Source organism: Nocardioides sp. NPDC006273, from assembly GCF_040613495.1.
Classification (GTDB): domain Bacteria; phylum Actinomycetota; class Actinomycetes; order Propionibacteriales; family Nocardioidaceae; genus Nocardioides.
Map to the genome: position 1 here is coordinate 1 of NZ_JBEXSD010000023.1, position 24658 is coordinate 24658.

At 69.2% G+C, this 24658-nt stretch carries 16 protein-coding genes and 1 pseudogene; 7 read left to right on the forward strand and 10 right to left on the reverse strand.

Annotated elements, in window-relative coordinates; all coding sequences use genetic code 11:
- The first annotated feature begins 456 nt into the window (after positions 1 to 456).
- The 5 genes from ABZZ22_RS12175 to ABZZ22_RS12195 all read left to right on the forward strand — a co-directional run bounded on the left by ABZZ22_RS12175 (position 457) and on the right by ABZZ22_RS12195 (position 9233).
- Positions 457 to 1587, forward strand: coding sequence for a hypothetical protein (locus ABZZ22_RS12175; RefSeq protein WP_354931247.1), 1131 nt, complete (start codon positions 457 to 459; stop codon positions 1585 to 1587).
- Positions 1588 to 2085: 498 nt separating this feature from the next.
- On the forward strand, positions 2086 to 4347 hold the full coding sequence (locus tag ABZZ22_RS12180) for an immunoglobulin-like domain-containing protein (RefSeq protein WP_354931250.1): 2262 nt from the start codon (positions 2086 to 2088) through the stop codon (positions 4345 to 4347).
- A gap of 10 nt (positions 4348 to 4357) precedes the next feature.
- Complete coding sequence (locus ABZZ22_RS12185) at positions 4358 to 6913, forward strand: alpha-L-arabinofuranosidase C-terminal domain-containing protein (RefSeq protein ID WP_354931253.1); 2556 nt, start codon at positions 4358 to 4360, stop codon at positions 6911 to 6913.
- A gap of 8 nt (positions 6914 to 6921) precedes the next feature.
- Positions 6922 to 8427, forward strand: a complete 1506-nt coding sequence (locus tag ABZZ22_RS12190; RefSeq protein ID WP_354931256.1) for a family 43 glycosylhydrolase — start codon at positions 6922 to 6924, stop codon at positions 8425 to 8427.
- Between the two features lie 200 nt (positions 8428 to 8627).
- Positions 8628 to 9233 carry a TetR/AcrR family transcriptional regulator gene (locus ABZZ22_RS12195; protein WP_354931259.1) on the forward strand — a complete coding sequence of 202 codons (606 nt, stop codon included), beginning with the start codon at positions 8628 to 8630 and terminating at the stop codon, positions 9231 to 9233.
- A gap of 89 nt (positions 9234 to 9322) precedes the next feature.
- Here the strand turns inward: ABZZ22_RS12195 and ABZZ22_RS12200 are convergent, their stop codons facing one another.
- Genes ABZZ22_RS12200 through ABZZ22_RS12215 form a run of 4 tightly spaced genes read right to left on the reverse strand, consistent with a single transcriptional unit; the run spans position 9323 to position 14923 of the window.
- Entirely contained in the window at positions 9323 to 10531 is a 1209-nt protein-coding gene (locus ABZZ22_RS12200; protein WP_354931262.1) for an amino acid deaminase/aldolase, read from the reverse strand.
- Positions 10528 to 11844 carry a D-arabinono-1,4-lactone oxidase gene (locus ABZZ22_RS12205; RefSeq protein WP_354931264.1) on the reverse strand — a complete coding sequence of 439 codons (1317 nt, stop codon included), beginning with the start codon at positions 11842 to 11844 and terminating at the stop codon, positions 10528 to 10530. Before ABZZ22_RS12205 ends, ABZZ22_RS12200 begins: the two co-directional genes overlap by 4 nt.
- Positions 11841 to 12794 carry a sphingomyelin phosphodiesterase gene (sph, locus tag ABZZ22_RS12210; RefSeq protein ID WP_354931267.1) on the reverse strand — a complete coding sequence of 318 codons (954 nt, stop codon included), beginning with the start codon at positions 12792 to 12794 and terminating at the stop codon, positions 11841 to 11843. Before sph ends, ABZZ22_RS12205 begins: the two co-directional genes overlap by 4 nt.
- Positions 12794 to 14923: a neutral/alkaline ceramidase gene (locus ABZZ22_RS12215; protein ID WP_354931270.1), complete on the reverse strand. Its 2130-nt coding sequence runs from the start codon at positions 14921 to 14923 to the stop codon at positions 12794 to 12796. The genes sph and ABZZ22_RS12215 overlap by 1 nt, the downstream gene beginning before the upstream one ends.
- Positions 14924 to 15084: 161 nt before the next feature.
- On the opposite strand from ABZZ22_RS12215, the gene ABZZ22_RS12220 reads away from it, so the two are divergent.
- On the forward strand, positions 15085 to 15819 hold the full coding sequence (locus tag ABZZ22_RS12220) for an SDR family NAD(P)-dependent oxidoreductase (RefSeq protein WP_354931273.1): 735 nt from the start codon (positions 15085 to 15087) through the stop codon (positions 15817 to 15819).
- A gap of 217 nt (positions 15820 to 16036) precedes the next feature.
- Here ABZZ22_RS12220 and ABZZ22_RS12225 read toward each other — a convergent pair whose 3' ends face one another.
- The 5 genes from ABZZ22_RS12225 to ABZZ22_RS12245 form a co-directional block, all read right to left on the reverse strand.
- A complete protein-coding gene (locus tag ABZZ22_RS12225; RefSeq protein ID WP_354931276.1) occupies positions 16037 to 18466 on the reverse strand; it encodes a DUF6351 family protein in 2430 nt (809 codons plus the stop codon).
- A 165-nt stretch (positions 18467 to 18631) separates the two neighbouring features.
- Complete coding sequence (locus ABZZ22_RS12230; RefSeq protein ID WP_354931279.1) at positions 18632 to 19120, reverse strand: nucleoside deaminase; 489 nt, start codon at positions 19118 to 19120, stop codon at positions 18632 to 18634.
- Positions 19121 to 19512: 392 nt separating this feature from the next.
- The gene (locus ABZZ22_RS12235; RefSeq protein WP_354931282.1) at positions 19513 to 20100 is read right to left on the reverse strand and encodes a superoxide dismutase family protein; all 588 of its coding nucleotides are present in this window, start codon (positions 20098 to 20100) and stop codon (positions 19513 to 19515) included.
- Positions 20101 to 20176: 76 nt separating this feature from the next.
- Positions 20177 to 20854 carry a hypothetical protein gene (locus tag ABZZ22_RS12240; RefSeq protein ID WP_354931285.1) on the reverse strand — a complete coding sequence of 226 codons (678 nt, stop codon included), beginning with the start codon at positions 20852 to 20854 and terminating at the stop codon, positions 20177 to 20179.
- A 107-nt stretch (positions 20855 to 20961) separates the two neighbouring features.
- Entirely contained in the window at positions 20962 to 21537 is a 576-nt protein-coding gene (locus ABZZ22_RS12245; RefSeq protein ID WP_354931288.1) for a TetR family transcriptional regulator, read from the reverse strand.
- A gap of 149 nt (positions 21538 to 21686) precedes the next feature.
- Here ABZZ22_RS12245 and ABZZ22_RS12250 point away from each other — a divergent pair, with 149 nt between their 5' ends.
- The gene (locus ABZZ22_RS12250) at positions 21687 to 23249 is read left to right on the forward strand and encodes a carboxylesterase family protein (RefSeq protein WP_354931291.1); all 1563 of its coding nucleotides are present in this window, start codon (positions 21687 to 21689) and stop codon (positions 23247 to 23249) included.
- A gap of 101 nt (positions 23250 to 23350) precedes the next feature.
- On the opposite strand, the pseudogene ABZZ22_RS12255 reads toward ABZZ22_RS12250, so the two are convergent.
- Positions 23351 to 24652 (reverse strand): annotated as a pseudogene (locus tag ABZZ22_RS12255) (MFS transporter); the annotation flags it as partial.
- Between the last annotated feature and the right edge of the window lie 6 nt (positions 24653 to 24658).

Consider the following 24658-nt stretch of genomic DNA (forward strand, 5'->3'; position numbering starts at 1 on the left):
ACTTCGGACTGCGTGGCACCGGCGAGCACTGCGGTGATGACCAGACGACGCTTCGACATGGCTGAGCCTTGGCCATCTCGCCCATGCCGATGTCGTGCGACACGCTATGCCGATGTCTCGAGACACCCCATTCCGATGTCCTGAGACTGGACACGACAGGCGGCTCAGCAAAGTGGCTCCTGAACAGCGATAACGCTGGCGGGGGCCATTCGCGATTTCGGTCCGAGTGTGGCGGAGCGCAGTGTTTGGCCCGCAACTCGGGACGCAGACCTTCGTGGTTCCCGGTGACTCGCGCTGGCCCGGACGGGCCGTGCGAGGACTCGGAACGCTGCTTCAGCCTCAGTCTTCGAGCGGGGCGAGGACGTGTGCCCTGTCCTTCCAGGCGGTCGACTGAGGAGACCAGGATGTCCCGGCGGCACAACGTTGATGTCGGTGGTGCCTGCAATGATGCGCGGCATGCCTTCCGAGTCCTCCGTGCAAGTGCCGTTCGTTCCCGCGGTCGCTGCTGCCTGGGAGCGCATCAGGGCGTGGTTGGAGGAGTGGGCGCCGTACCAACTGGGCATGGCCCGACCGCCGGTTCCTGCCGAGGTGATCGAGGACCTAGTGGCGAGGTTCGATCTGGACCCTCAGCTCGCGACCTTGCTCACCGTCGTGGATGGTGAACTCAACGCCGGGGTCCTGTTGGCGCCGAGCGTCAACCTGATGCCGGCCTCGAAGGTTCGTCGGTTCGAGCTCCTCGACGGTGTCCGAGACTGGGTCGGTGACATCCCGGATGAGCTCGAGTGGATCGAGTTCGCTGTCGATGGCTGTGGCGCGACGCTGGTGATCGAGCACGGTGACGGAGACGATCGAGGTGCAGTGAAGGTCGTCGAGTACGAGTTCGGGTATGTCGGGAAGAAGGTGTGGCCGAGTCTTCTTGCCATGCTCGAGGAGGTCGCGGACGGGCTGGAGACGGGAAGCCCGGTGAGCGGTGGGCTCGGCGGCTCTGACTACGTGCCGGTGCTCGGCGGGGACGGCGAGATGTGGTGGGACTCTGCCGATGAAGGCGCGACATCCTGGCCCGACTTGTCTTGGCGGCAGGCCATGGAGCGGCTGCGACGAGCGGACCCCGAGGCGTACGCCACGCTGCGACCTCCCGCACCGGGCGATGCGCTGGGCTCCCTGCGTGATGGGTGGCGACGGGTGCCGTCCCAGCTCGGTGACCTGATGAAGATTTGTGACGGTGCGACCGGTCCGGCGGCGTACCGAGTTCTTCCGGGTGGCTATCGCCCGTACACCAGCGAGGAAGTCCTCGCCGGGATCGAACGGCGCGGTACGCCACCACAGATGGGCCGCCCGACGTCTGCCGCGGAGCGGGCTGAACGTCCGAAACGAGGGCCTGTAGAGCTTGACCCGACCTTCGATGAACATCGTTGGGACTCGATCCCGCCGATCCCGTTCGCGTTGTCATCAGCAGGAGCTGAGCTGTTGATCTGTCGGAACCGTCGAGGTGAGGACGGCGCCGTACAGGTTGAGGAGGACGGATGCGGAACCCTTCGGACTCTGTGGCCGAGTGTTGCCGTGATGGTCCAGGACATCGCACGCTGAGACCGTCGCCGCGACGTTGTAGAAGCATGCCGGCGCGTGACTCCTTGACGGGTGTCCCGCGTGGTTGGGTCGTATTGCCACACTGCGTCAGTTGACCTCGCCTTCGTAGTCGGGCGGGAGCGCTGCAAGAGTCCCATCCTGGTCGGACAGCCGTGTTTCGTCGAATGGCGTGGTGGTTCCGCGCGCCCCGGCGTACGAGACCAGCCGCCATCTGCCTGCGGTGAAGCCATACATCGTTGTTGAACGGATCCGAATTCATCGGGTACGCGAGTCTGACCAGCCAGAACATGGCAGGAACGGCGGGGTTCCTTCGTTTTCGTGCCCGCCCCCGTCGGGGAGCAGTCGGCGGGACCGCTCACGAGACTTGCCTGGCGGCTCTTGACGGCGACGTCGGACGCCTGGTTATGTTAGCGCTCACATTCATGTGATCGCAGTCACACATGAGTGCGCCGGCGTTTGTCCAAAGCTGACCCTGGAGCGCAGATGGACCAGTCGAACATGACCCCCCACACCCCGCGCCGGAGGCATCTCGCGCGCACCCTGGCGGCGCTCGCGTCGTTGCCCCTGATCCTGGCCAGTCTGGTGACCACCGCGCCGGCGCAAGGTGCGAGCGACGCAGGCCTCATCGTCCACTACCCCCTCGACCAGACCACCGGCACCACGGTCGTCGACGAGTCGGGCGCCGGTCGCGACGGCACCCTGGCCGGTGAGGCGACCTGGCTCGGCTCCGAGGGGCTGTCCCTCGCTGGCACCGACGGGCACGTCAAGCTGCCGAACGACGTGATGGCCGGCCTCACATCGATCACCGTCTCGCTCGAGGTGAAGATCGCAGCGGACCAGGCCACTCCCTACTTCATCTGGGGCTTGGGCAACACCGGCTCCAACGGCTGGGGCAACGGCTACCTGTTCACGACCGGCAACGCCTACCGGACGGCGATCGCCACCGGCAACTGGAGCACCGAGCAGACGGTCACGGCCGGCCGCAACCTGGCCCGTGACACCTGGAAGACCATCAGCTACACGCTCGCCGACGGCACCGCGGTGCTCTACGAGGACGGTGTCGAGGTCGCCCGCCGCACCGGCGTGACGATCACCCCCGGCCAGATCGGCAACGGGGCGACGACCGCGAACTACCTCGGCCGGTCGGTCTACAGCGGCGACCGTCATCTGAAGGGTCAGGTGCGCGACTTCCGGATGTACGACCGCGCGTTGACGGCGGCAGAGGTTCACGAGCTGGGCCACGTGACCGACGAGCAGCGCGTCGAGCGCGACCTCACCTGGCTCGACCTGGGCGACACGTCCCGCGTCGTCAGCGACCTCTCGCTCCCGAGCAGCGGCCCGAACGGCTCCACCTTCACCTGGGCCTCCTCGGTCCCGGAAGTCGTCTCCGCGACCGGGGCCGTCACCCGGCCGCCCCACGGCAGCCCCGATGCCGCCGTGACGCTCACCGCCACCGCCACCCACGGCTCCGAGAGCCGGTCCGAGGAGTTCACCGTCAACGTGCCGGCCGACATCAGCGACGAGGAGAAGGTCACCCGCGCCGCGGCTGCGCTCCGGGTCTGGGACGCCCACGAGATCCGCGGCAACATCACCCTGCCGACCCAGGGCCTGCACGGCACGAGCGTCAGCTGGACATCCAGCGAGCCCGAGGTCGTCACCCCGACCGGCGAGGTCGACCGACCGGCGTACGGCAACAACCCGGTCCGCCTGGCGCTCAACGCCACCGTCAACCTCGGCAAGACGAAGGAGAAGCGAAAGTTCCGGTTGACCGTCCTGCCGCTGCCGAAGCAGGAGCCGCTCGAGGGCTACACCTTCGCCTACTTCACGGGTGAGGGGACGGCCGACGGCGAGCAGGTCTACCTCGCCGCCAGCAAGGGCAACGATCCGCTCCACTGGGACGAGCTCAACGGCGGCGAGCCGGTGCTGCGGTCGCAGCACGGCGACAAGGGAGTACGCGACCCGTTCATCATCCGCTCCCCGGAGGGCGACAAGTTCTACCTGATCGCCACCGACCTCAAGATCCACGGCAACGGGGACTGGGACGCCGCCCAGCGGCAGGGGAGCCGACACATCGAGGTCTGGGAGTCCACGGACCTCGTGAACTGGTCCGAGCAGCGACACGTCCGGGTGTCCTCGGCCCAGGCCGGGAACACCTGGGCGCCGGAGGCCTACTACGACGAGGGGATCGGGGCGTACGTGGTCTTCTGGGCCTCGAAGCTCTACGACGAGTCCGACCCCGAGCATGCCGGCAGCACCCACAACCGGATGGTCTACGTCACCACCCGGGACTTCCGGACCTTCAGCGAGCCCAAGGTGTGGATCGACCCGGGCTACTCGGTGATCGACTCCACCGTCGCCGAGCACGAGGGGACCTACTACCGGTTCACCAAGGACGAGCGGAACAACACCTCCACCACGCCCTGCAGCAAGTTCATCGTCGAGGAGAAGGCCACCTCGCTGCTCGACCTGGACTGGAGCTTCGTCGCGGAGTGCATCGGCAAAGGGACAGCCGACAACCCCGGCATCGACCGCGGCGAGGGGCCGACGATCTTCAAGTCCAACACCGAGGACAAGTGGTACCTGTTCATCGACGAGTTCGGCGGCCGCGGGTACGTGCCGTTCGAGACCACCGATCTGGAGTCGGGCTTCTTCCGAATCTCCAGCGACTACCAGCTTCCCAGCCGCCCCCGCCACGGGACCGTTCTGCCCGTGACCAAGGCCGAGCTGGACCGCATCCGCACCGCCTACCGCGTGTTCTGAGGAGACCATCGTGCACAGAATCCGTCTGCTGACCGTCCTGTCCGCCGCCACCGTCCTCGCACTGCCCCTGGCCTACGCCGCGCCCGGCCTCGCCGCGGACAGACGAGCCGCTGCACCCGAACCCGACTACACGATCACGGCCCACGCCGGTGAGTCCGGACCCGAGATCAGCGACTCGATGTACGGCGTCTTCTTCGAGGACATCAACTATGCCGCCGACGGCGGCCTCTACGCCGAGCTGGTGCGGAACCGGTCCTTCGAGTTCCTGCCCGTCGACAACCGCTCCTATACGGGCATGACTTCCTGGACCCCACGAGGCGTGGGCGGGGGCAACGGGACCGCCACCCCCGTGAACGACGGCTCCCGCCTCAACGAGCGCAACCGCACCTATCTGCAGCTCTCGCTGGCCAACGCCGACGGCGGCACGTACGGCGTCTCCAACAGCGGCTGGAACAACGGTGTCGCGCTCGAGGCCGGCAAGAGCTACGACTTCTCGGTCTGGGCACGCTCGGACACCGCCGGCGGCACGCCGCTGACCGTGTCGCTGCGCGACGAGTCCGGCGCCATCTCGTACGCCGATCCGGTCCGGATCCAGGTGAAGGGCGACACCTGGACGAAGTACGCCGGGACCTTCACGGCGAAGGCCACGACCGACTCCGCACGTCTGTGGCTGCAGGGGGAGGGTGTCGGCACCCTCCGCCTCGACATGGTCTCGCTGATGCCCGAGGACACCTTCATGGGCCGGGAGAACGGGCTGCGCAAGGACCTCGCCGAGAAGATCGCGGCGCTCGAGCCGGAGTTCGTCCGCTTCCCGGGCGGCTGTCTCGTCAACACCGGCAGCATGTCCGGCTACGACGCCGCCTCCGGCTGGCAGCGCGCCCGGTCCTACCAGTGGAAGGACACCGTCGGCCCGGTCGAGGAGCGCGCGACGAACGCCAACTTCTGGGGCTACAACCAGACCTACGGCCTGGGCTACTTCGAGTACTTCCAGTTCGCCGAGGACATCGGGTCGATGCCGCTGCCGGTCGTGCCGGCGCTGGTCACCGGCTGCGGCCAGAACCGGGCCACCGACGACGAGGAGCTGCTGCAGCGCCATATCCAGGACACCCTCGACCTCATCGAGTTCGCCAACGGCCCGGTCGACTCCGAGTGGGGCGGTCTGCGTGCCGAGATGGGACACCCGAAGCCGTTCGGGCTCACCCACCTGGGCGTCGGCAACGAGGAGAACCTGCCGGAGGAGTTCTTCGAGCGGTTCGAGAAGTTCCGCGCGGCCATCGAGGAGCGCTACCCGGAGATCACGATCATCAGCAACTCCGGCCCAGACGACCAGGGCGCGCTCTTCGACCAGCACTGGGCGCAGAACACGGCCGCCGGCGTCGACATGGTCGACGAGCACTACTACAACTCCCCGACCTGGTTCCTGCAGAACAACGACCGCTACGACAGCTACGACCGCAACGGGCCGAAGGTCTTCCTCGGTGAGTACGCCTCCCAGGACAACAAGCTCTTCAACGCACTGTCCGAGGCGGCGTTCATGACCGGACTCGAGCGCAACGCCGACGTCGTGCAGCTCGCCTCCTACGCCCCGCTGCTCGCCAACATCGACCACGTCCAGTGGCGCCCGGACATGATCTGGTTCGACAACGACCAGTCCTGGAGCTCGGCGAACTACGAGGTCCAGAAGCTGTTCATGAACAACGTCGGTGACCGGGTCGTGCCCAGCGAGGCGACCGGCAAGGTGATCGAGCCGAAGCCCATCACCGGCGGCCTCGGCCTCTCCACCTGGGCCACCTCGGCGGCGTACGACGACGTGTCGGTCACCGCACCCGATGGGACCGAGCTGTTCGCCGACGACTTCGAGGACGGGAACGCCGAGGGCTGGAGCCCGCTGGCCGACCGCGGCGCCTGGTCGGTCGTCGACGGTGCCTACACGCAGACGGACGCGGCCGCTCAGGACACCCTGGTCGGGGCCGCGGACATCACCGCGAGCGACTACGACATCAAGCTCAAGGCCACGAAGCTGTCCGGCGCCGAGGGCTTCCTGGTCGCGTTCGGGGTCAAGGACTCCGGCAACTTCTACTGGTGGAACATCGGCGGCTGGAACAACTCCCGCAGCGTCGTCGAGAAGGCCACCAACGGCGGCAAGGAGACCCTGGTCGCCCGCGAAGGCCACTCGGTCGAAACCGGGCGGACCTACGACGTACGGATCGAGGTCCGGGGCACCCACGTCCGGCTCTTCCTCGACGGTCAGCTCTTCCAGGAGTTCGACGACGACCAGGTCACCGAGCCGTTCGCGCAGGTGGTCACCCGGGACGAGGCGACCGGCGACCTGATCGTCAAGGTCGTCAACGCCCAGGCCGAGCCGGCGGTCACCCGCGTCGACCTCGGCGTCAAGGTCGCCCCGAAGGCGGAGATGACGGTCATCAGCGGCGACCCGGAGGAGCAGAACACGCGTACGGCGCAGCCGATCAAGCCGGTCACCAGCACCATCCGTGGCGTGGACCGCACCTTCACCCGCACTTTCGCGCCGTACTCCGTGACCTTCATCCGCATCCAGACCCGGTAGGAGCACCCATGTCCGACCTGAACCACCTCGACCACCTGAACCATCTCAGCCTCCGGGCCGGCCTCAGCAGGCGCCACCTCCTGCAGGCCGGGGTCGGCCTCGGGGCGGCGGCTGCCGTCGCCGGGTACGCCGCGCCCGCCGCCGCGGCTCCGTCCACACCGATGCTCAGCGACGCCGAGATCTGGGGAGTGCCGACCCTCAACCCGCTGGTCGAGCGCCGGGCCGACCCGTTCGTCACCCCGCCCGTCGACGGGATGTACTACCTGACCGGCTCCGTGCCGGAGTACGACCGTCTGGTGATCCGCGGATCGGCTTCGCTGGCCGGCCTCGCCACCGCGGCGGAGTCGGTGATCTGGCGCCGCCCCACCAGCGGGAAGATGGGCGGCCACATCTGGGCACCCGAGCTGCACCGCATCGATGGCCGCTGGTACGTCTACTTCGCGGCCGGCGACTCCGACGACGTCTTCCGGATCCGGATGTACGTCATGGAGTCGACGCTCGCCGACCCGCGCGACCCCGCGGGCTGGGGTGCTCCGCAGCAGATCATCACGCCATGGCAGAGCTTCGCCCTCGACGCCACCACGTTCGAGCACGCCGGCCGCCGCTACCTGGTCTGGGCACAGAGCGAGCCCGAGATCGCGGTGAACACCAGTCTCTACATCGCCGAGATGAGCTCCCCGTTCGCGATCAGCACCTTCCCGGCGCGGATCGCGACCCCGACCCGCAGCTGGGAGGTGCAGGGCTACAAGGTCAACGAGGGAGCCGCGGTGCTGATTCGCAACGGCCGCGTCTTCATGACGTTCTCGGCCAGCGCAACCGACTCGCGCTACTGCATGGGCCTGCTCACCGCTGCGGCGGACGCCGACCTGCTCGACCCGGCGTCGTGGGTCAAGAGCCCCGATCCGGTGTTCACCACCAATGAGCAGACCGGACAGTACGGTCCGGGGCACAACTCGTTCACGGTCGCCGAGGACGGCGTGACCGACGTTCTCGTCTACCACGCCCGGGACTACCGCGACATCACCGGCGACCCCCTCTACGACCCGAACCGGCACGCCCGCGTGCAGAAGGTGGTGTGGCATGCGGACGGCACCCCCATGTTCGGGGTGCCGGTCGGGAAGGGTGGGCCGATCGTGCGGCTCACCCCGCTGGATGCTCCGGGCTCGTTCGTACGCCATTACGAGTACGCCGTCAGGGTGGATCAGGCGCCGAAGGAGCTCGCCGACAGCCAGTTCCGGTTCGTCCCCGGGCTGGCGGGCGACGGCTCGGAGTCACTGCAGTCGGTCAACTTCCCCGACAGGTACGCCCGGGTCACCGGCGGTATGGTCCGGATCGACCCGGTCGAGTCAGGCCCGGCGTACGCTGCCGAGGCCAGCTTCCGCCGGATCCCGGTCAAGGGCGGGGTCTCGCTTCAGGTGGCCACGGACCGCGGCGACTACCTCCGGCACGACCGCGGTGCGCTCACCGTCGGTGGCACCGCGGGACGACGGTCCAGCACCTTCGTCCTGACCTGATCGATCGGATTTGCGCATCGGTTACCAGTTGTCGACGTTTGACAGCGCCCGCCCCGGGATGCGTGCTATCACTTCCGTGTGCGGTCCAGGCGTCCGTGGTGCTGGAGTACCCCCCCACTCGGCACTGAACGACGTCTCGGACCGCACGCCAACCGGAGGTGGACGGCGATCCGGCCGTCTTGGACGATAGTCTTGGTCACGTGACGAGGGTGTCGGCAGACGAGCGGCGTCGGTTGCTGGTCCAGGCGGCGATCCGCGTGATGGCGCGCGACGGTGTCGCGCAGGCGACCACCCGGTCGATCGTCGCGGAGGCCGACATGTCGCTCGGCACGTTCCATTACTGCTTCCGCTCCAAGGAGGAGCTGCTCGAGCAGGTGATCACCACGATCACCAGCCACACGCTGGCACCGGCCCTGGAGATCATCGAAGGTCCGGGCACGCTGGAGGAGAAGCTGCGCGGCGGCCTGGCGTCCTACTGGCAGCACGTTCTGGACAATCCCGACGAGCACCGGGTGACCTACGAGCTGACGCAGTATGCGACGCGCAACCCGGCGTTGGCAGAGGTTGCGCGGATGCAGTACCGCACCTACCTCGACGCGCACACCAAGGTGATCGAGACTCTCGGGTCCAGCGCCGGGGTGACCTGGACGGTCGACGTCGCGGTGCTGGCGCGCTACCTGACCGCGATCGTGGACGGTCTGACGCTGCTCTACCTCAACGAGGGCGATGCGGAGACCGCGGGCGCGGCGATCGATCTGGCCGCCACGCAGCTGCTGGGCCTGGTCACCGATCGACCGACCAGCTAGATCACGCCGAGTCGGCTCGTCATGACGAGCCGACTCGGCGCGATTTTTGGTCAGTTCGAGCCGACTCGGCGTGATCGGGGTCGAACCGGTCAGAGGAAGGTCTTCCCCTCGCCGCGGTAGGTGGGGACCACGTCGACGACACGGTCGCCCTCGACGAGGACGATCTCGTCGACATGCTCGCAGAGCTCGCCGGCCTTGGTGTGCCGGAACCAGACGTGGTCACCGAGACCGAACTCGTCGACCCGCGGCCCCACCAGCGGCGTCTGCACCTCGCCGGCACCTTCTTGGTCGACGAGCGACAGGTCCGGCGGCCACACCGGCGTCGGCAGCCGGTCCTTCCCGGCGGCGCCCGACGCGATCCAGCCGCCGCCGAGCACGGTGGCGTGCTCGGGGGAGGGGCGGCGTACGACCGAGAGCACGAAGTACGCCGCGGGCTGGGGCCGGAAGCGGGTGTAGAAGTCGAACAGGCGGGGTGCGAACAGGCCGGAGCCGGCCGCCACCTCGGTGACCGCCGGCTCGGCTGCGGTGAGCTCGAGGCTGCCGGTGCCGCCTCCGTTGACGAACTCCAACGGCGCGACGCTCCGAACAGCGGCGACCGCGTCGGCGCGACGCTCGGCGAGCTCAGCGGCCGACCGCCGCTGCATCTCCCGGACCGCGAACCTGCGCAGGCCGGGTTGATTGTCGCCGATCCCCGCGATCTGGCCCTCGTAGCCCATCAGGCCGACCAGCTCGAAGCGCGGGTGGGCGGCGACCTTGCGGGCCAGTGCGGCGGCCTCCTCCGGTGCGTGCACCGGCGATCGGCGAGCGCCCAGGTGGACCCGGCCGCCGGCGAGCCGGAGCGAGACGTCGAGCTCCAGACAGATCCGGATCGGCGGACCGTCGGGGCCGACGACAGCGGCCGTCAGGTCGAGGTGGTCGGGGCTGTCGACCATGAGGGTGACCCGCGAGGCGAGCTCGTCGTCCTCGGCCAGCCGCCGGAGCGCCGCGCGGTGCGTGGTCGGGTAGCCCACGACCACGTCCTCGTGCTCTTCGGCGAGCCAGAGCGCCTCGGGCAGGGTGAAGGCGAGGATGCCGGACATCCCCGGGACCTGCAGGGCGTCCCGGATCACCGAGCGCACTCGGATCGACTTGCTGGCCACCCGGATCGGCTTCCCGGCCGCACGGCTCACCAACTGGTGGGCGTTGGTGCGCACCGCCGCCACGTCGAGGACGGCGAACGGCGGGTCCAGATGCTCGGTCGCGGCGAGCAGGTCCACCCATGGAGTTCGGGCGGGGCCGTCGGGCTGGGTCAGGGTCATCGTCGGGCCTCCGGGGCTGGGCCGAGCACGCGGTCCAGGTAGGGGTTGGCAAAGACCCCGGCGGGGTCGAGGTGGTCGCGGAGCGCGACGAAGTCGTCGAAGCGGGGATAGCGCTCACGCATCGCTGACGCGTCGAGGCGGTGCATCTTGCCCCAGTGCGGCCGGCCGCCGGCGGCGCCGAGGACGTCCTCGCAGACGCCGAACCAGCGCTCGTGCGGCATCCGGTGGTACTGGTGGAAGGCGACGACGGCCGAGTCCCGCTGATAGGCAGGCGAGAGCCAGATGTCGTCGTGGCGTACGAACCGGATCTCGAACGGGAACGAGACCGGCTCGTCGTGGGTGTCGACCCACCGCTTCAGCTCGCGCAACGCCGGAACGAGGGTGTCGCGCGGCACGAAGTACTCGCCCTCGCGGAAACGTACGTTCCGTTCCGACGCGAACACGTTGGGCGCCAGGTCGGTGAAGTCGCGCGCGGAGATCGCCTTCGTCACGAACCGGGTGACACCGGGGACCAGGCGCGGGAACCGGGCGCCGGCCCGCAGCATCGCCTCGAAGCCGATGTTGGTGACGATCCGGTCGTCGATCGTTCGAGTCAGCCGGCTCATCGGGCGCAGCTCGGTGTCGCCGGGGAGCCGCCGGAACCGCCGGGTCAGCGCCGTCGTCGTGTGCGGGAACCAGAAGAACTCGAAGTGGTCGTTGTCAGCCACGTGCTCGTCGACGCCGTCGAGCACGTCCTCGAGCGGCGCCGCCGCGTCGACGGCCCGGAGCGCATAGAGCGGCACGCACTGCAGCGTCACCTTGGTGATCACGCCGAGCGCGCCGAACGAGACCCGCGCGGCCTCGAAAAGCTCCGGCCGCTCGGTCGCCGAGCACTCCACGACCGACCCGTCGGCGAGCACCAGCTCGAGCCCGCGTACCTGCGTCGAGATGCTGCCGAACTCCGCGCCGCTTCCGTGCGTGCCGGTCGAGATCGCGCCAGCGACCGTCTGCCGGTCGATGTCGCCGAGGATCTCCATCGCCAGGCCGTGCCGGGCGAGGATCAGGTTGAGCCGGTGCAGCGGGATGCCGGCGGCGACCGTCACCAGCCCCGAATCGCGGTCGACCGAGTGCACCCCGTCGAGCCGGTCCGGAACCAGCTGTACGCCGGGGGCGACCGCCGCCCCCGTGAACGAGTGCCCTGACCCGATCATCCGCACCGGCAGCTCGTCGCCGACGGCCGCCTTGACGGCGGCCGCCACCTCGTCGGTCGTCGCGGGCGCGACCACGCGCGCAGGCGTGACCCGCTCGGTGCCTGCCCAGTTCTGCCAGCTCACGGCGTCCCTCCCCGGACCGGATAGTGGTCGGCGTAGTCGGTGTAGGTCGTCCCGCTCGCGCTCCAGGGCGGCGAGGTCGGCGTCAGGGTGGTGTTGGCCCACCCCCGCGGCTGCGGGTGGCCGCGCCGGAACAGGACGTAGTCCAGGTGCTCACGTCCTCCCGAGGACGCCAGCGGGTTGGTCTCCGGGTCCCAGGTGTAGGGATGACCGGCGTACGTCGGCGCGGTGACATCGAGCATGGACAGCATCGCGTCGTACTCCGGGGAAGCCTTGATCACGTTGAGGTCGCCGGCGATCACGATCGGCTCGTCGGCGGGGATCCTCAGTCCGTCGAGGAAGCCGTCGAGCTCGGTGAACTGCCGCTTCCGGGTCGCGGCGGCGTCGGAGCACAGTGCGGCCTCTGCCTGCGCATGGGTGCCGACCACGTGCACCGGGCGGCCGCCGACGTCGAGACGGGTGTAGACGAAGCCCTTGTTGGAGAACCAGTCGGCGTCGCATCCGTCGGCGTACACGTACTGCGCGCGATGGGTGATCGGCCACCGGCTGAGGATCGTCACGCCGCCGTCCTCGGGGGTGAGCGCGGAGTAGGACCCCAGCGTCTCGTCCCAGCCCGAGCGGGAGCGGCCGAGGACCGGCGTCTGATGGGGATACTGGCTGGCCAGGCGCGACTTCAGGGTGTCGGAGGGGCCGTTGTCGAACGCCTCCTGGAGCACCACGACGTCGTGGCCGCGGACGTAGTCGGCACCCGCGATCAGCTCCGCCCTGGTGGCGTTGGCCTTTCCGCCGGCGATCGCCGGCAGCATCGCCACGTTGTGGGTGAGGATGCTCAGACCGGCCCGGGCAGGCCTCTCCAGGTCTTCACCGGCGGATGCCGATGCCGGCGTCGACCCGGGGCCGGTGATCGCGGCAACCGCGCACATCGCCGCCGCCATCGCTGTCACGGCGCGCATCAGTCGACCACCGTGAACGCCGGGCTGGTGCCGCTGATCGAGCGCACGTTCCCCAGCAGGCTCCGGGCGTCACCGAAGTAGCGGATCCGGTAGCTCCCCGGCTCCACGTCCTCCGGCACGTCCCAGGTGATCGTCACCTTCGACGCGGCGACGCCGTAGCGCGCCCAGTGGAGCTTCGTCGACCAGTCGCTGTCGTCGGCGACCCGCTGCCAGCGTGGCTCGCTGGTCGAGCTTGCCGCGATCTGCCGCTCCACGGTCAGGTAGCTGCCCTCGTGGTGCGGATCGTTGTTGGGGTGCGCGCCGGCGAACGTCACGCTCACCTGGTCGCCGGGCCGGTACGTCGCATCCGGCGCGGTCAGCACGTCGCCGTACCTCTTGGCGATCGGCGGCGCATCGGCCACCACCGCACCCTGGAGCGAGGGGAACTGGAGGGCGCTGCGGTCGCGCTCCTTGGCCCCGAGCGGGACGTCGACCCCGGTGCGCATCGCGGCACCCAGATCGGCCACGGTCTGCATGAACGCCGGGAGCTCGTAGCGCCCGAAGAGCGTCGAGGCGCCCTCGTACTCCTTGGCGTCGTACTCCTCCGGCGTGGTCAGGTAGTGCGCGTAGGCGTTGGTGTAGCCCTGCACCAGCACATTGTCCAGGCCCGCGCCGACCGCATCGGCGACGGCGCGCCGCAGCCGCAGGCCGGAGACCACAGTCACCTCGGCCGGGACTCCGACGAGGTAGAGGTCGCCGATCCGGACCAGCTGCACCGGCAGCTTCTGCTGCACCATGTCGAGCGCCCCGACCGGGAGCAGGATCTCCTTCGGTGCCTGGCAGGCCCGTAGCGCCGGGCTGGCGGTGTAGAGCGCCTCGGAGATCGTCGCGACCGCGGGGTTGCCGCCGTCCTTGCCCTCCTTGAAGATCGGCAGCCCGCCGCCACCGTCCTCGGTGCTGCCGGCGGCGAACGACGCGCCGAGCGCGGCCGGACACGTGCTGTGCGGCTTCCCGTCGGGCGTGAACTCGCGGCGCACGGCGGTGTTCGCGAAGTCGACATACACGATCCGGGAGTCGACGCCTCCGGCCAGCGCTCGGTCGTCGCGGAGCCCGCGGCGGGCGGCGTCGTACGTCCTGGTGCCGATGATCCGGGTGTTCTCGAACTGGTCGGTGGTCGGGCCGTCGGAGGGCCGCAGATTGAGGTTCGGCGACATGTCACCGGCGTTGGTCTGCGCGAAGGAGGCCACGAAGCCGGGGTCGCGGCTGTCCTCGACGTAGTCGACGCCTCGCGCGAGCCGCTCCCATGCGTACTCGGCATAGCCCTTGTTGTCGGGGCTCACCAGGGTGTTGTCGGTCGACATGCTCGTCGCGTGGACCGGGAACCAGTTGATGACCCCGTCCAGGCTGGTTGACCCGTCGGGGGCGTCGCGGCGCACCTGAAGGGTGGTGCTCCGGGTGTCGACGCCATCGGGGAAGTGGGCCTTGTCCGCCTCCGGGTTGCGGTCGAACGCGGTCTTCGAGCGGTTGACGTTGGCGTTGGTCAGCTCGCTGGCCGACACGCTCAGCTCGGCCGGCGCGAGGTCGGCGTCGGCCCGCTCGATGGAGGTGACGATCCCGTCGACGAGGGCGCGGAAGGTCTTGCCGTGGTAGCCCAGGGTGGTGATGTTGTAGAGCGTGTGGTGCGAGTAGCCGCCCGGGGCCGCGTGGGTGTGGGTCGCGGTCAGCATCACGTTGCGCTCGGTGTAGGTGTCTCCGAAGCGCTGCTCGAGCTTGGCGAGGACGGCGTCGCGGACGCTCTGGAAGATCATCCCCGCGTCGGCGAGGACGTGGACCACGCGCTCGCCCGTCTCCGGGTCACCGATCACGAAGGCACGGGCGCGCTGGCGCATGTGCAGCCCGCTGCTGACCTGGCTGAGATCGGCGTAGCCCATCATCCCGGCCTCCGCCACCTCGCCGGTGACGTCGGCGATGCCGCGGCCGACAAGATAGTCGCCGGCCTCTTGGTCCGTTCTGAGGTCGGCGCGTGCCGTCGAGGCGTACGTCGTTTCGGCACCGCTCGCCGAGGGCGGCGGCGGCAACGTCGTGATCCCGAGAGTGGCGGCCGCCAGCAACGTGACAGCCCCAGTGGTCCTCCATGTGACGCGCGTCATAACAGGAGGATGCCTGCTCGATCTCACTCGGTCAATAGTCCTGGACAGATGACCTACTTCGTGGACGGAGAGCCTCTGCGACGTCCGATTACCGCCGGAACTAGCGGCCCGCAGTCTGTTGAATGGTTCACGAAACAACCAATTCGAACGATGGGAAGCAGATGAAGATCGCCCTTGTCACCGGAGCCAGCCGCGGGATCGGTGAGGCAACTGCCCGCCGCCTCGCCCGGAGCGGTGCGCACGTCATCCTGACCGCACGCCGTCCCGAGGATCTCCAAGAGCACGTGGACCGGCTCGAGGCGGCCGGTCACTCGGCCTCGGCGCTTCAGTTGGACGTCACCGACCGCGACAGCGTGCAGCGCGCCGCGGACGCAGTCGCCGCGGCCCACGGCCACCTCGACGTGCTGGTCAACAACGCCGGAGTCCTCCCGGAGGTGGCCAACGCCGAGCCGGTCGAGGTCGTCGACCTCGAGATGTTCCGCACCACCTACGAGACCAACGTGCTCGGTGCGGTCGCGGTCCTGGAGGCGTTCTTGCCGCTCCTCCGCAAGAGCGAGGCCGCCCGCATCGTCAATGTGACCTCGACGATGGGGTCGATGGCCGACCAGACCGACCCGGAGTCGCCGTACTACGGCACGGTCGTGCCTGCCTACCAGTCCTCCAAGGCCGCGCTGAACAGCGTCACCATCGCACTGGCGAAGGCTCTTGCGGACACCTCCATCAAGGTCACGTCGGTCTGCCCGGGGTTCGTGCAGACCGAACTGACCCCGATCAACAAGGACAACGCACCGACCACCCCCGACCAGGCCGCCGAGGTGATTCACCGCGCTGCGACGCTGCCCGACGACGCTCCTTCGGGAACGTTCGTCGACGCGAACGGCCCCGTGGCCTGGTAGAACGGCCAGGTCAGCCGGCTGCCACCTCCGCGAGAGGTCGGCGGCCGGCGCCGGGTGGACGAGCCAGCCGAGGTGGCTCGACTTCAAAGTGTGTACGGCGTACGGGTTCTCCGGGGTGAGGGCGTCGCCCTCGCGGATGAGCCGGTCCTGCATCGCCGGCGGCCCCGATCAGCACCGAGGCGTCGAAGGAGGCCATCTCCGGCGGGGCTGCTGATCTTCATTCGTCGGCCGCGCCTCCGAACGGCGCCGACCGTGGGGCCTCGCCCATCGGCGTACCGCCGTAGACGACAGAGCCGTCGGCCCGCTGGTAGGTCAGCCACGGCACCGTCTCCGAGAATCCGACGCCCGGCTTGCTGTAGTCGCACACCCCGCTCGGGAAGGCCCTCTTCAGGCGTGCCCACTGCGCATCATTGAGGCCGAACGCGCCGTAGTCGTCGGTGCGACGCAGCGGTTTGAGGTGACACTTGGCGTTGTCGGAGTAGTTGTTGTCACCGGCCACGATGCGCGGCGTCGCGAAGTCGGTCTTGACCAGGTCGCTGACCGGTCCGAGCCCGCACACCAGATCCGAGACCGGGTCGACGACGAGGTTGAGCGCGGGATCCAGGACCGGGTTGAGGGCGCCGTTCAGACCGTCGAGCACGCCGCCGGTCAGATCGTCCACGAGCGGGTCGGCGACCGGGAGGAACAGGCCGTCGTCGCTGGAGACCCCCTGCGCCTGGGTGCATCGGTCGTGCAGGTCACCAGGGCGGTCCTGGACGATCTTGTCGGCCAACGCCACGGAGCGCTCGTCCGCCTCGACCGAGGCCAGCCAGCGGTCCATGGCGAGCAGCGCCTCCTCGGAGTAGCTCGGGTCGCCGATCAGCGGCGTCACGCCGTACCAGATCACCTGGTTGTCGGCGTGGCCCTGCTCCCGCGTCAGCCGGTCGCGCATCGCCCACGCCCACCGCGCGTCGTGCGCGAGACCAGGGTCGGGGCCGCCGTGGTCGATGATCGCCACCTCGGACAGGTTGCTGGCGGTGTTGACCATCCCGCTGCGGTAGGCGTTGGTGAGCGCGGTCGGGTCGGCGACCGAGCGCTGCGCCCGCGGCTGGACGTCGATGTCGAGCCCGCCGACCTTCTCGTTGACGTCGACGAACTGCTCCGGGGTGATCGTCCCGGCGCGGAGTGCCTCGAGGCCGTACTGAACCCCCGTGTTGTCGAGCGGCGAGGCCGCGAAGCCACGCCCGATCTGCTGCTCCTGCGGCGTCCACACACTCTCCGGCCGCGGGCCGAAGACGTTGATGGCGCCGTCGATGATCGAGCAGCGTACGCCGCCGGGGTTGGTCTTCGCGTCGTAGCGCTCCTGGTCGCTGACCCCGGCGCACGGGTGCGTCGGCATGACCGCCTGCTTGAAGAGGCCCTCGTCGGCGACGACCGCGTTGACCGGCAGCAGGTGGCCCTCGACCGCCGCCCACTGCAGCGGGTTCCAGAACTTGCCGTCGGTGAGCCTCTCGGAGCTCTCGAAGTACTTGCGGAGCAGGTGGTAGTCGGAGAACTGGAGCCCCGGCGAGAGCGAGTCGGGGTAGGAGCAGGTGACGACCAGCCCCTGGTAGATCCCCGGGTAGGCGTTCGCGATCGTCTGCTGCGCGATCGAGCCACCGGAGCAGCCGCTGCCGATCGTGTAGCGCAGGTCGCCGTAGGTCTCGACGAGGTGCTCCTTGGCCATCATCAGCGACTCGGCCGCGGAGGTCACGTTGCAGTTGTGGCCGGTGTTGGCCAGCGCGGTCGAGAGCATCGCGAAGCCACGCCCGAGCGCGACGGTGGGGCTGTCGCCGAACGCGTCTGCGACGACGGGGATGCCGAGATCGAAGGTGCCGGCATAGTCCTTGGTCGGCGCCTCGCCCACCTGATGGTCGACCCCGCAGCTGCCGCCGTGGGGGATGAACAGCTTGTTGTTCCACTGCTGCTGCGGGCGCCAGCGCCGCCACGGCTCGTCGGGCTGCCAGAGCACGGCGATCCGATACTGGTCGCGGTTCTGGTAGCCGGTCTCGACCCGGACGACGAATGGCACCGTCACACCTTCGTCGGTGGTCGTGGTGGCGACGTCACGAGCAGGGTTCGCCGGGTCGTAGGGCTGCAACCCGTCGAGCAGCGCGTTGGTGGACTTGTAGAGCCAGCTGATCTCCGGCTCCTGATTGCACTGCTCGTCCGTCGCGGTCGGCTGGCAGCGCCACGGCTCCAGCTGCGGCCCGGAGAAGATCGGCCCGCCGCGCGGGTGGTTGGTGATCGTGAGCCAGGCCCCGCGACCGTCCCGAAGACGTGCGGTCAGCTCGTTGGTCCCGACCCGCAGACCGCGTACGACGCCCTCGATCTCGCCGTTGGGTCGCTCGGCGAAGGTGCCGGTGACGTCGCGGTCGCCCTTGCGGCGCGACGTGTGGCGGGTGTCGTCGAGCCAGACCCGCAGGTCGTCGGGGTCGGCCCCGTCGGGGAGAGTGATCCGCACCAGGGCGTTGCCGTCGAAGACCAGGTCGGCCCGGTTGGAGAGCGTCTCCAGGACGATGTCCTCGGCCGCGGCGTGCGCCGCCCCAGCTGGTGCCACACCGAGCAGCATGCTCGCGACGAGAGCGGACACCGTCGCGATCGAGACGGGCAGGGCGCGAGCGGGCATGGCATGCCTTTCCGAGAGCTGCGCACGTCCCTCGAGTAGACGCTCGCGGTGACAGGAGAATGCCCGCTGCCGCCCGGCCGGTCAAGGGTGGTCAACGGAGAGCGGGTGTCTGACCAGCAGGAACCCACTGGTCAGACACCCGTTCGTCGAACCCTCGGTCGGCGCTCAGGCCCCCGCAGCCGCCTGGTGGAGCGCGCGGATCTCCTCGACCAGCTCGGGGACGGGGCCGACGACGTCGATCGCGGGCGCGACCTCCTGGATCGGCAGCGCTCGCACCGACGACTCACCCGCTCCCCAGCCGGCCCGCCACTGTGTCAGCTGCTCGGAGGAGGCGATGTAGACGACTCGGCCCACGCCGGCCCAGCCCTGCGCTGCCGAGCACATCGGGCAGTGCTCACCGGAGGTGTAGACGGTCGCGCCGGCGCACGTCTCCGGGTCGAGGTTCATGGCCGCCCAGCGGGCGAGCGCGAACTCGGGGTGCGCCGTCGGGTCGCCCGTCGACGTCTCCTGGTTGCGGTCTTCGTGGAGCGCGTTTCCGGCGCTGTCGGCGAGGACGGACCCGAACGGTCCGTCGCCGTCCGCCAACGCCTCCGCCGCCAGGTCGAGGCAGCGTCGCAGGTGGGCCATGTCGGTCGAGGTGGTGTCGGTGGTCACCGCCCCAGTCTGCGGCTGGTGGCGGTGGATGTCGTTCTATTTCCTGGCGATCAGCCTGGACTGCTCAGTAGCTTGCAAGCCATGTGCCCTGGCACCGACGTTTCGAGCGGAGCACCGTGGCCGACCCGACGCGGCTCGCCGAGGACCTGGCCGACGCACACAGTTCGTACGTCTCGAGGTGATTCCCGCCTGCAGCCAGGCCTCAAGCCGTCCAACTGTGTGCATCGACGCACACAACTCGACACCTGACTCGACTCGAGCGCTGAGCAGCGACTGTCTCGGTGCCAACTGTGTGCACCATCCTCAGCGCAGGAAACGAAACCTCGTCCCGCGTGACTGCCACAACCATGCACAACCATGGTTGCGCTGGGTCTGGCCCGCTGCGGAGACGGTCAGCTGGCCTCGATGACGGCGCAGGCGATCCGGTCACCGGCGTCGCCGGTCTTGGTGGTGTCCTCGTCCGGGCCCTCGGGGGCGTACCGCTCCGGGACGTTGGCGTAGTTGTCCGGGCCGGAGTGGATCATCACCGCGCTGCCGTCGGCATCCCGGAGGTCATCGAACGTGAAGGGGCCGGTGAACTCCAGGTCGGCGGTGCCGTCCTCGTTCACGAGGAGCGAGGGCAGGTCGCCGAGGTGTTCGCCATGGGCGTTGTCGTCGGGGTTGAGGTGGCCGCCGGCGGAGAGGAAGTCACCGGTCTTCGACGGGTCGTCGGGCGCCGCGCTGTCGGCCTCGCACTTGCCGGTCGTGTGCACGTGGAAGCCGTGGTAGCCGGCCGACAGGCCGCTCACCCGGACGCTGATCTGGGTGGCCCGGTCTTCCTCCTCGATCTCGACGGTGCCGACCTTCTTCCCGTCGGGGTCGGCGAGCTTCGCGCTCACCTCGTTGCGATCGCCCGGGTCGGGATCTGCTCCCTCCCCGCAGGCCGCGAGGGTCAGCAGACCAGCGGCAGCGAGGGCAGCAGCAGTTGCGCGACGGGACATGGGATTACCTCCACGAGAACGGGATCCGGTCACCTCCACCGTACGTCGCGGTGGAGGCGACCCGACGCGCGAGGGATCAGCAGCCGTCGCGGAGCAGACCGGGCTGGCGCCCGACGGAGACCTCGATGAACTCGATCTTCGCGTCGCGGGTGTTGCCGGAGAGCAGGAAGCCGATCCAGCGGTCGCCGTCCTGGACGACCCAGGTCGTCTGGCCGTAGTCGTTGGTCTGCTGGGCGCCGGTCCCGTAGATGTCCTTGAGGACCAGCAGGGTGTCGCCGATCGTGACGCCGCGACCGGTCTCCAGGACGGGCTTGCTCATCCCGAACGAGCCGATGTTGCCCTGCTGGTCGTAGGTGACGTCGACGCCATCGCCGACCTGGTCGGCCCACTTCCAGTGCTTGCCCTCGCAGATCTCCTCGCGCGCGGTGTCGCGGGTCATCCAGCCCTGCTGAACGAGAGAACGTACGTTGCCCTCGGCCTTGATCCTCCCGAAGGTCCCGGGTGCCAGCGGGCCGCCCCAGTCGAGCTTCGGCGTCGGCTCGGCCGAGACAGGGACCTCCGACTGGGTTGGCGTGGGCGTCGGAGTCGCGGACGATTCGGAGGAGGGAGCGGAGGTGGAAGGAGCCACCGAGGGGTCCGTCGACGGCGACCCGGCCGACGGCACGGGGTCGCTCCCGCATCCCGCCAAGCAGAGCAGGCCGACGGTTGCCGTCGCAGCCAGCGTGGCACGGAGGCGGAAGCGGGACGTGAACATGGTGACTCCTCGTCGGTCGTACGCCCCGTTGTGGGCGTTTCACCGATCAAGACGGTCGAGGGCCGGTCGCGGTTGCATCCGCGGCGGCGCCGATCCGCGGTCGGCGTCTACTCGTCGAGGATGGCGGCGAGTCCGCGTAGTCCCGCGGCGATCTCGTCGGGCCCGGGGGCCGTCTCGGGGTAGGACATCCATTGCATGACGAGGCCGCTGATGAGCGCCAGCTGCACAGCGCCGACGCTGCGGACCGTCTCAGCGTCAATGTCCTCCTCGATCTCTCCGGTGGCCAGCGCGGCCATGGCCGCCGTCGCGCCCGGCTGGCCCTGCGCGTAGGCCTCGGCGAGCTCGGGGGAACGCTGGGCCTGCATGAACAGCTCGATGCTGGCCAACCACATGGTCCCGTGCTGCTCCACGTGCTCGCGCAGGAGCTTCCAGACAGCGGTGAGCCGCCGCGCTCCGCGGGGCTCGTCGAGCTTCGCCAGCTGAGCCTGGAGATCGGCGTCCCAGTCCTCCAAGGAGGCGAAAAGTGCCTGCTGGAGCAGTGCTTCGCGAGAGCCGTAGTGGTAGCCGATCGCGGCCATGCTCACGCCTGCGGCGGTCGCGATGTCGCGCACCGAGGTGCGGTCGTAGCCCTTGTCGAGGAGGCACTTCTTGGCGCCGTCGAGTAGCGCTTCGCGATTTCCCATGGCGCCAGCGTAGCAACGGTTTGATCGATCGCCTAGATCGTTCGCATTAGGCAAACGCCTTGCGCGATCGCCCAAATCGCCGCTACGGTCCTCCTGTCGCAGACGAACACCCGTCCGCACCGAAGACGTCCCTGGAAGCGAGAACCCCCATGCGATCAATCAAGACCGTCGCCGCCGTGGCTGTCGGCCTCACCGCCGCCGTACTCACCTTCGGCCCGAGCGGCGCAATCGCAGCGCAGCCCGAACCGCGCGGCGCCGACACCCTCGTCCGGACCGACATCGGCGCGCTCCGGGGAGCGAGCGATGGCTCGGTGCGCTCCTGGCTCGGTGTGCCGTACGCCGCCCCACCCGAGGGCGAGCTTCGCTGGGAGTCACCGCAGCCGGCTGCGGCTTGGAAGGGAGTGCGGGAGGCGACGGATTTCGGGAACGCGTGCGCGCAGGCCGAGACGAACATGCCAGCCGTCCCCAGCACCGATGAGGACTGCCTCTACCTCAATGTCTACGCACCTGATCAGGCGCGCGGGGACTTGCCGGTCATGGTCTGGTTCCACGGCGGAGGCAATGCCTATGGCGCCGGCGAGCAGTACGACCCCTCGATGCTCGTCCGCGATGGCCGGACCGTGGTGGTGACCATCAACTACCGACAGGGCCTGTTCGCGAACATGGCACACCCCGCGCTCGACGACGACGGCACCATCTCCGGGAACTACGGTCTCGAGGACCAGCAGGCCGCGCTGCGGTGGGTGCGCGACAATGCCGGCGCATTTGGCGGCGCCGAGGACAACGTGACGATCTTCGGCGAGTCCGGCGGCGGCTACGATGTCTGCGCGCACCTCACCTCCCCGACCTCGGAGGATCTGTTCGACAAGGCGATCGTGCAGTCCGCACCGTGTACGACCGACTGGGCGCCGACGCGTGCGGCGGCACAGGCTCGTGACATCGCATTCGCCGACGAGGTCTGCCCGACGGATGCCGACGTCGAGGCGTGTCTGCGGGACCTGACGCCCGAAGCGCTCAATGCGGCCGCCGTGGGCCTGTACGAGGTCCAGCCGGTCATCGGAGGACCGGTCATGCAGGTTCCGACGGCCGACGCGATCCTTGCCGGTGACGTGGCCGACGTACCGGTTCTCATCGGCATCAACCGCGACGAAGAGCAGCTCATGACCGCCGGGATCGAGGTTCTGTCCGGGCACGTCATGACCGCCGAGGAGTACTACCCGGCCCTGGTCGAGCAGTTCGGCGCCCAGGCCGAGGCGATCGCCGCCGAGTATCCGCTGAGTGACTACGAGAACCCCGCGAAGGCACTTGCGGCGGTCCAGACTGACGCGCACTGGGCTGAGCCGCTCGCCACGACCGTGGAGGCGCTCGCCGAGCAGGTTCCGACCTACGCCTATGAGATGTCGGTCTCGGGCACGCCCTACTTCCCCTGGGTGGACCGCCCTTCGTGGGAGCTCGATGCCTTCCACATGGTCGACGTTGCGTTCCTGTTCGACACCACGATCTTCGAGGACCGCGCCGCTGAGGTCGAGCCGCTGTCGGATCTCATGGTCGACTCCTGGTCGACGTTCGCCCGAACCGGCGACCCCGACGGCCGCGGGTGCTGGCACGAGGCCCGTCGTGACCTGGTCCGCCAGCTGACCCCCGAAGGCGCACGGACGGTCGACTTCGCCGCCGAGCACCGAGTCGGGTTCTGGAGGGGCCTGAGCGCCTGACGGCCACGGACACGAGGTACCAGGGCTCGCGCCCTGGTACCTCGCCGCGTTCCCTCGGGAGCGTCCCAGGCCGAGGCCATGTCGGGCACGGTCCGCGTGGACTGGCCGGTCCGCAGGAAGACCAGCGCGACGGCCGAGATCGCGACGACGACGGCAGCGCCGACGTACAGGTTGACTGGCGTCCACGAGGAGTCGAGCAGGCGCCCGGCGAGCATCGGCGACAGGATGGCCCCGATGCGGCCGATGCCGATCGCCCAGCCCATGCCGGTGCTGCGGATCTCGGCGCCGTAGACGGCCGGGGTGATCGTGTAGAGGCCGGCGATGCAGCCGTTGATGAGTGCGCCGACGACGACGCCGATGACCAGCGCGACGGTGAGCAGGGCCGTGCTGGTGATGAAGACGACCATCGTCACCGCCGACAGCACGGTGAAGCCGATCAGGACCAATCGGCTGTCCAGGCGGGAGGCGACGAGACCGTAGAGCACCGAGCCGACGGTGCCGCCCAGTGCCAGCATCATGCCGGCGGTGACCGCGTCCGCCTCGGAGAGCCCCGAGGTCACGAGCAGCTGCGGGGTCCAGCTGTTGACGAAGTAGAAGCCGAACATCGTGGCCAGGAACGCCACCCAGATGAGCAGGGTGGAGCGGCGCAGGTCAGTACTCAGGAGTACGCCGGGGTTGCCGCTGCGATGCCGGGTCGTCGCCCGCGGCGTGGCCGCCAGCGTCTCCGCGGTGACCGCCGGGTGGCCGAGGCGTCCGAGGATCCGGTTGATCCGCTCGACGGCCTGGCGCGGGCGGCGCTGGACCAGGAAGTCGACCGACTCGGGCAGCAGCACGATCAGGAGCACCAGCGCGGCCCCGGTCGCGACACCGCCGGCGACGAAGACGCTGCGCCAGCCGAGGTCGGTCAGCATGGAGCGGGCGGCCACACCACCGAGGGTCGCGCCGATGCCGTAGCCGGCCGTGTAGAGGCCGATCGCCAGACCGCGCCAGCGCGCCGAGGCGTACTCGCTCGCGATCACGTTGGTGCTGGCCAGGATGCCGCCGACCCCGAGCCCGGTGACCACGCGGGCGAGGCCGAGCAGGACGGCGGTCGGGGCGGCCGCGGAGAGCAGCATGCCGAGGGTCGCGAGGCCGACGCTGATCAGGATCAACGGCCGGCGTCCGATGACGTCGGCGATCGGAGCCAGCGCCAGCGAGCCGACAGCCATGCCGACCAGGCCGGCGCTCAGCAGCACACCGAGCTCCGAGCCGCTCAGCGCGAACTCCTCGGTGAGCGAGGAGGCGGTGAAGGCCATGGCCATCACGTCGAATCCGTCCAGACAGTTCAGCAGGACGCAGAGCGCGACGACCATCCACTGGTACGGGGTCATCGCCGCGGCGTCTATGCGCGCACGAAGGTTCATCTCGGA

Excerpts from the sequence above, each read along its gene's own strand:
- ABZZ22_RS12175 (WP_354931247.1), top strand. The coding sequence starts at position 457 with ATGCCTTCCGAGTCCTCCGTGCAAGTGCCGTTCGTTCCCGCGGTCGCT.
- ABZZ22_RS12180 (WP_354931250.1), top strand. The coding sequence starts at position 2,086 with ATGACCCCCCACACCCCGCGCCGGAGGCATCTCGCGCGCACCCTGGCG.
- ABZZ22_RS12190 (WP_354931256.1), top strand. The coding sequence starts at position 6,922 with ATGTCCGACCTGAACCACCTCGACCACCTGAACCATCTCAGCCTCCGG.
- ABZZ22_RS12200 (WP_354931262.1), bottom strand. The coding sequence starts at position 10,531 with ATGACCCTGACCCAGCCCGACGGCCCCGCCCGAACTCCATGGGTGGAC.
- sph (WP_354931267.1), bottom strand. The coding sequence starts at position 12,794 with ATGCGCGCCGTGACAGCGATGGCGGCGGCGATGTGCGCGGTTGCCGCG.
- ABZZ22_RS12215 (WP_354931270.1), bottom strand. The coding sequence starts at position 14,923 with ATGACGCGCGTCACATGGAGGACCACTGGGGCTGTCACGTTGCTGGCG.
- ABZZ22_RS12220 (WP_354931273.1), top strand. The coding sequence starts at position 15,085 with ATGAAGATCGCCCTTGTCACCGGAGCCAGCCGCGGGATCGGTGAGGCA.
- ABZZ22_RS12225 (WP_354931276.1), bottom strand. The coding sequence starts at position 18,466 with ATGCCCGCTCGCGCCCTGCCCGTCTCGATCGCGACGGTGTCCGCTCTC.
- ABZZ22_RS12235 (WP_354931282.1), bottom strand. The coding sequence starts at position 20,100 with ATGTCCCGTCGCGCAACTGCTGCTGCCCTCGCTGCCGCTGGTCTGCTG.
- ABZZ22_RS12240 (WP_354931285.1), bottom strand. The coding sequence starts at position 20,854 with ATGTTCACGTCCCGCTTCCGCCTCCGTGCCACGCTGGCTGCGACGGCA.
- ABZZ22_RS12245 (WP_354931288.1), bottom strand. The coding sequence starts at position 21,537 with ATGGGAAATCGCGAAGCGCTACTCGACGGCGCCAAGAAGTGCCTCCTC.
- ABZZ22_RS12250 (WP_354931291.1), top strand. The coding sequence starts at position 21,687 with ATGCGATCAATCAAGACCGTCGCCGCCGTGGCTGTCGGCCTCACCGCC.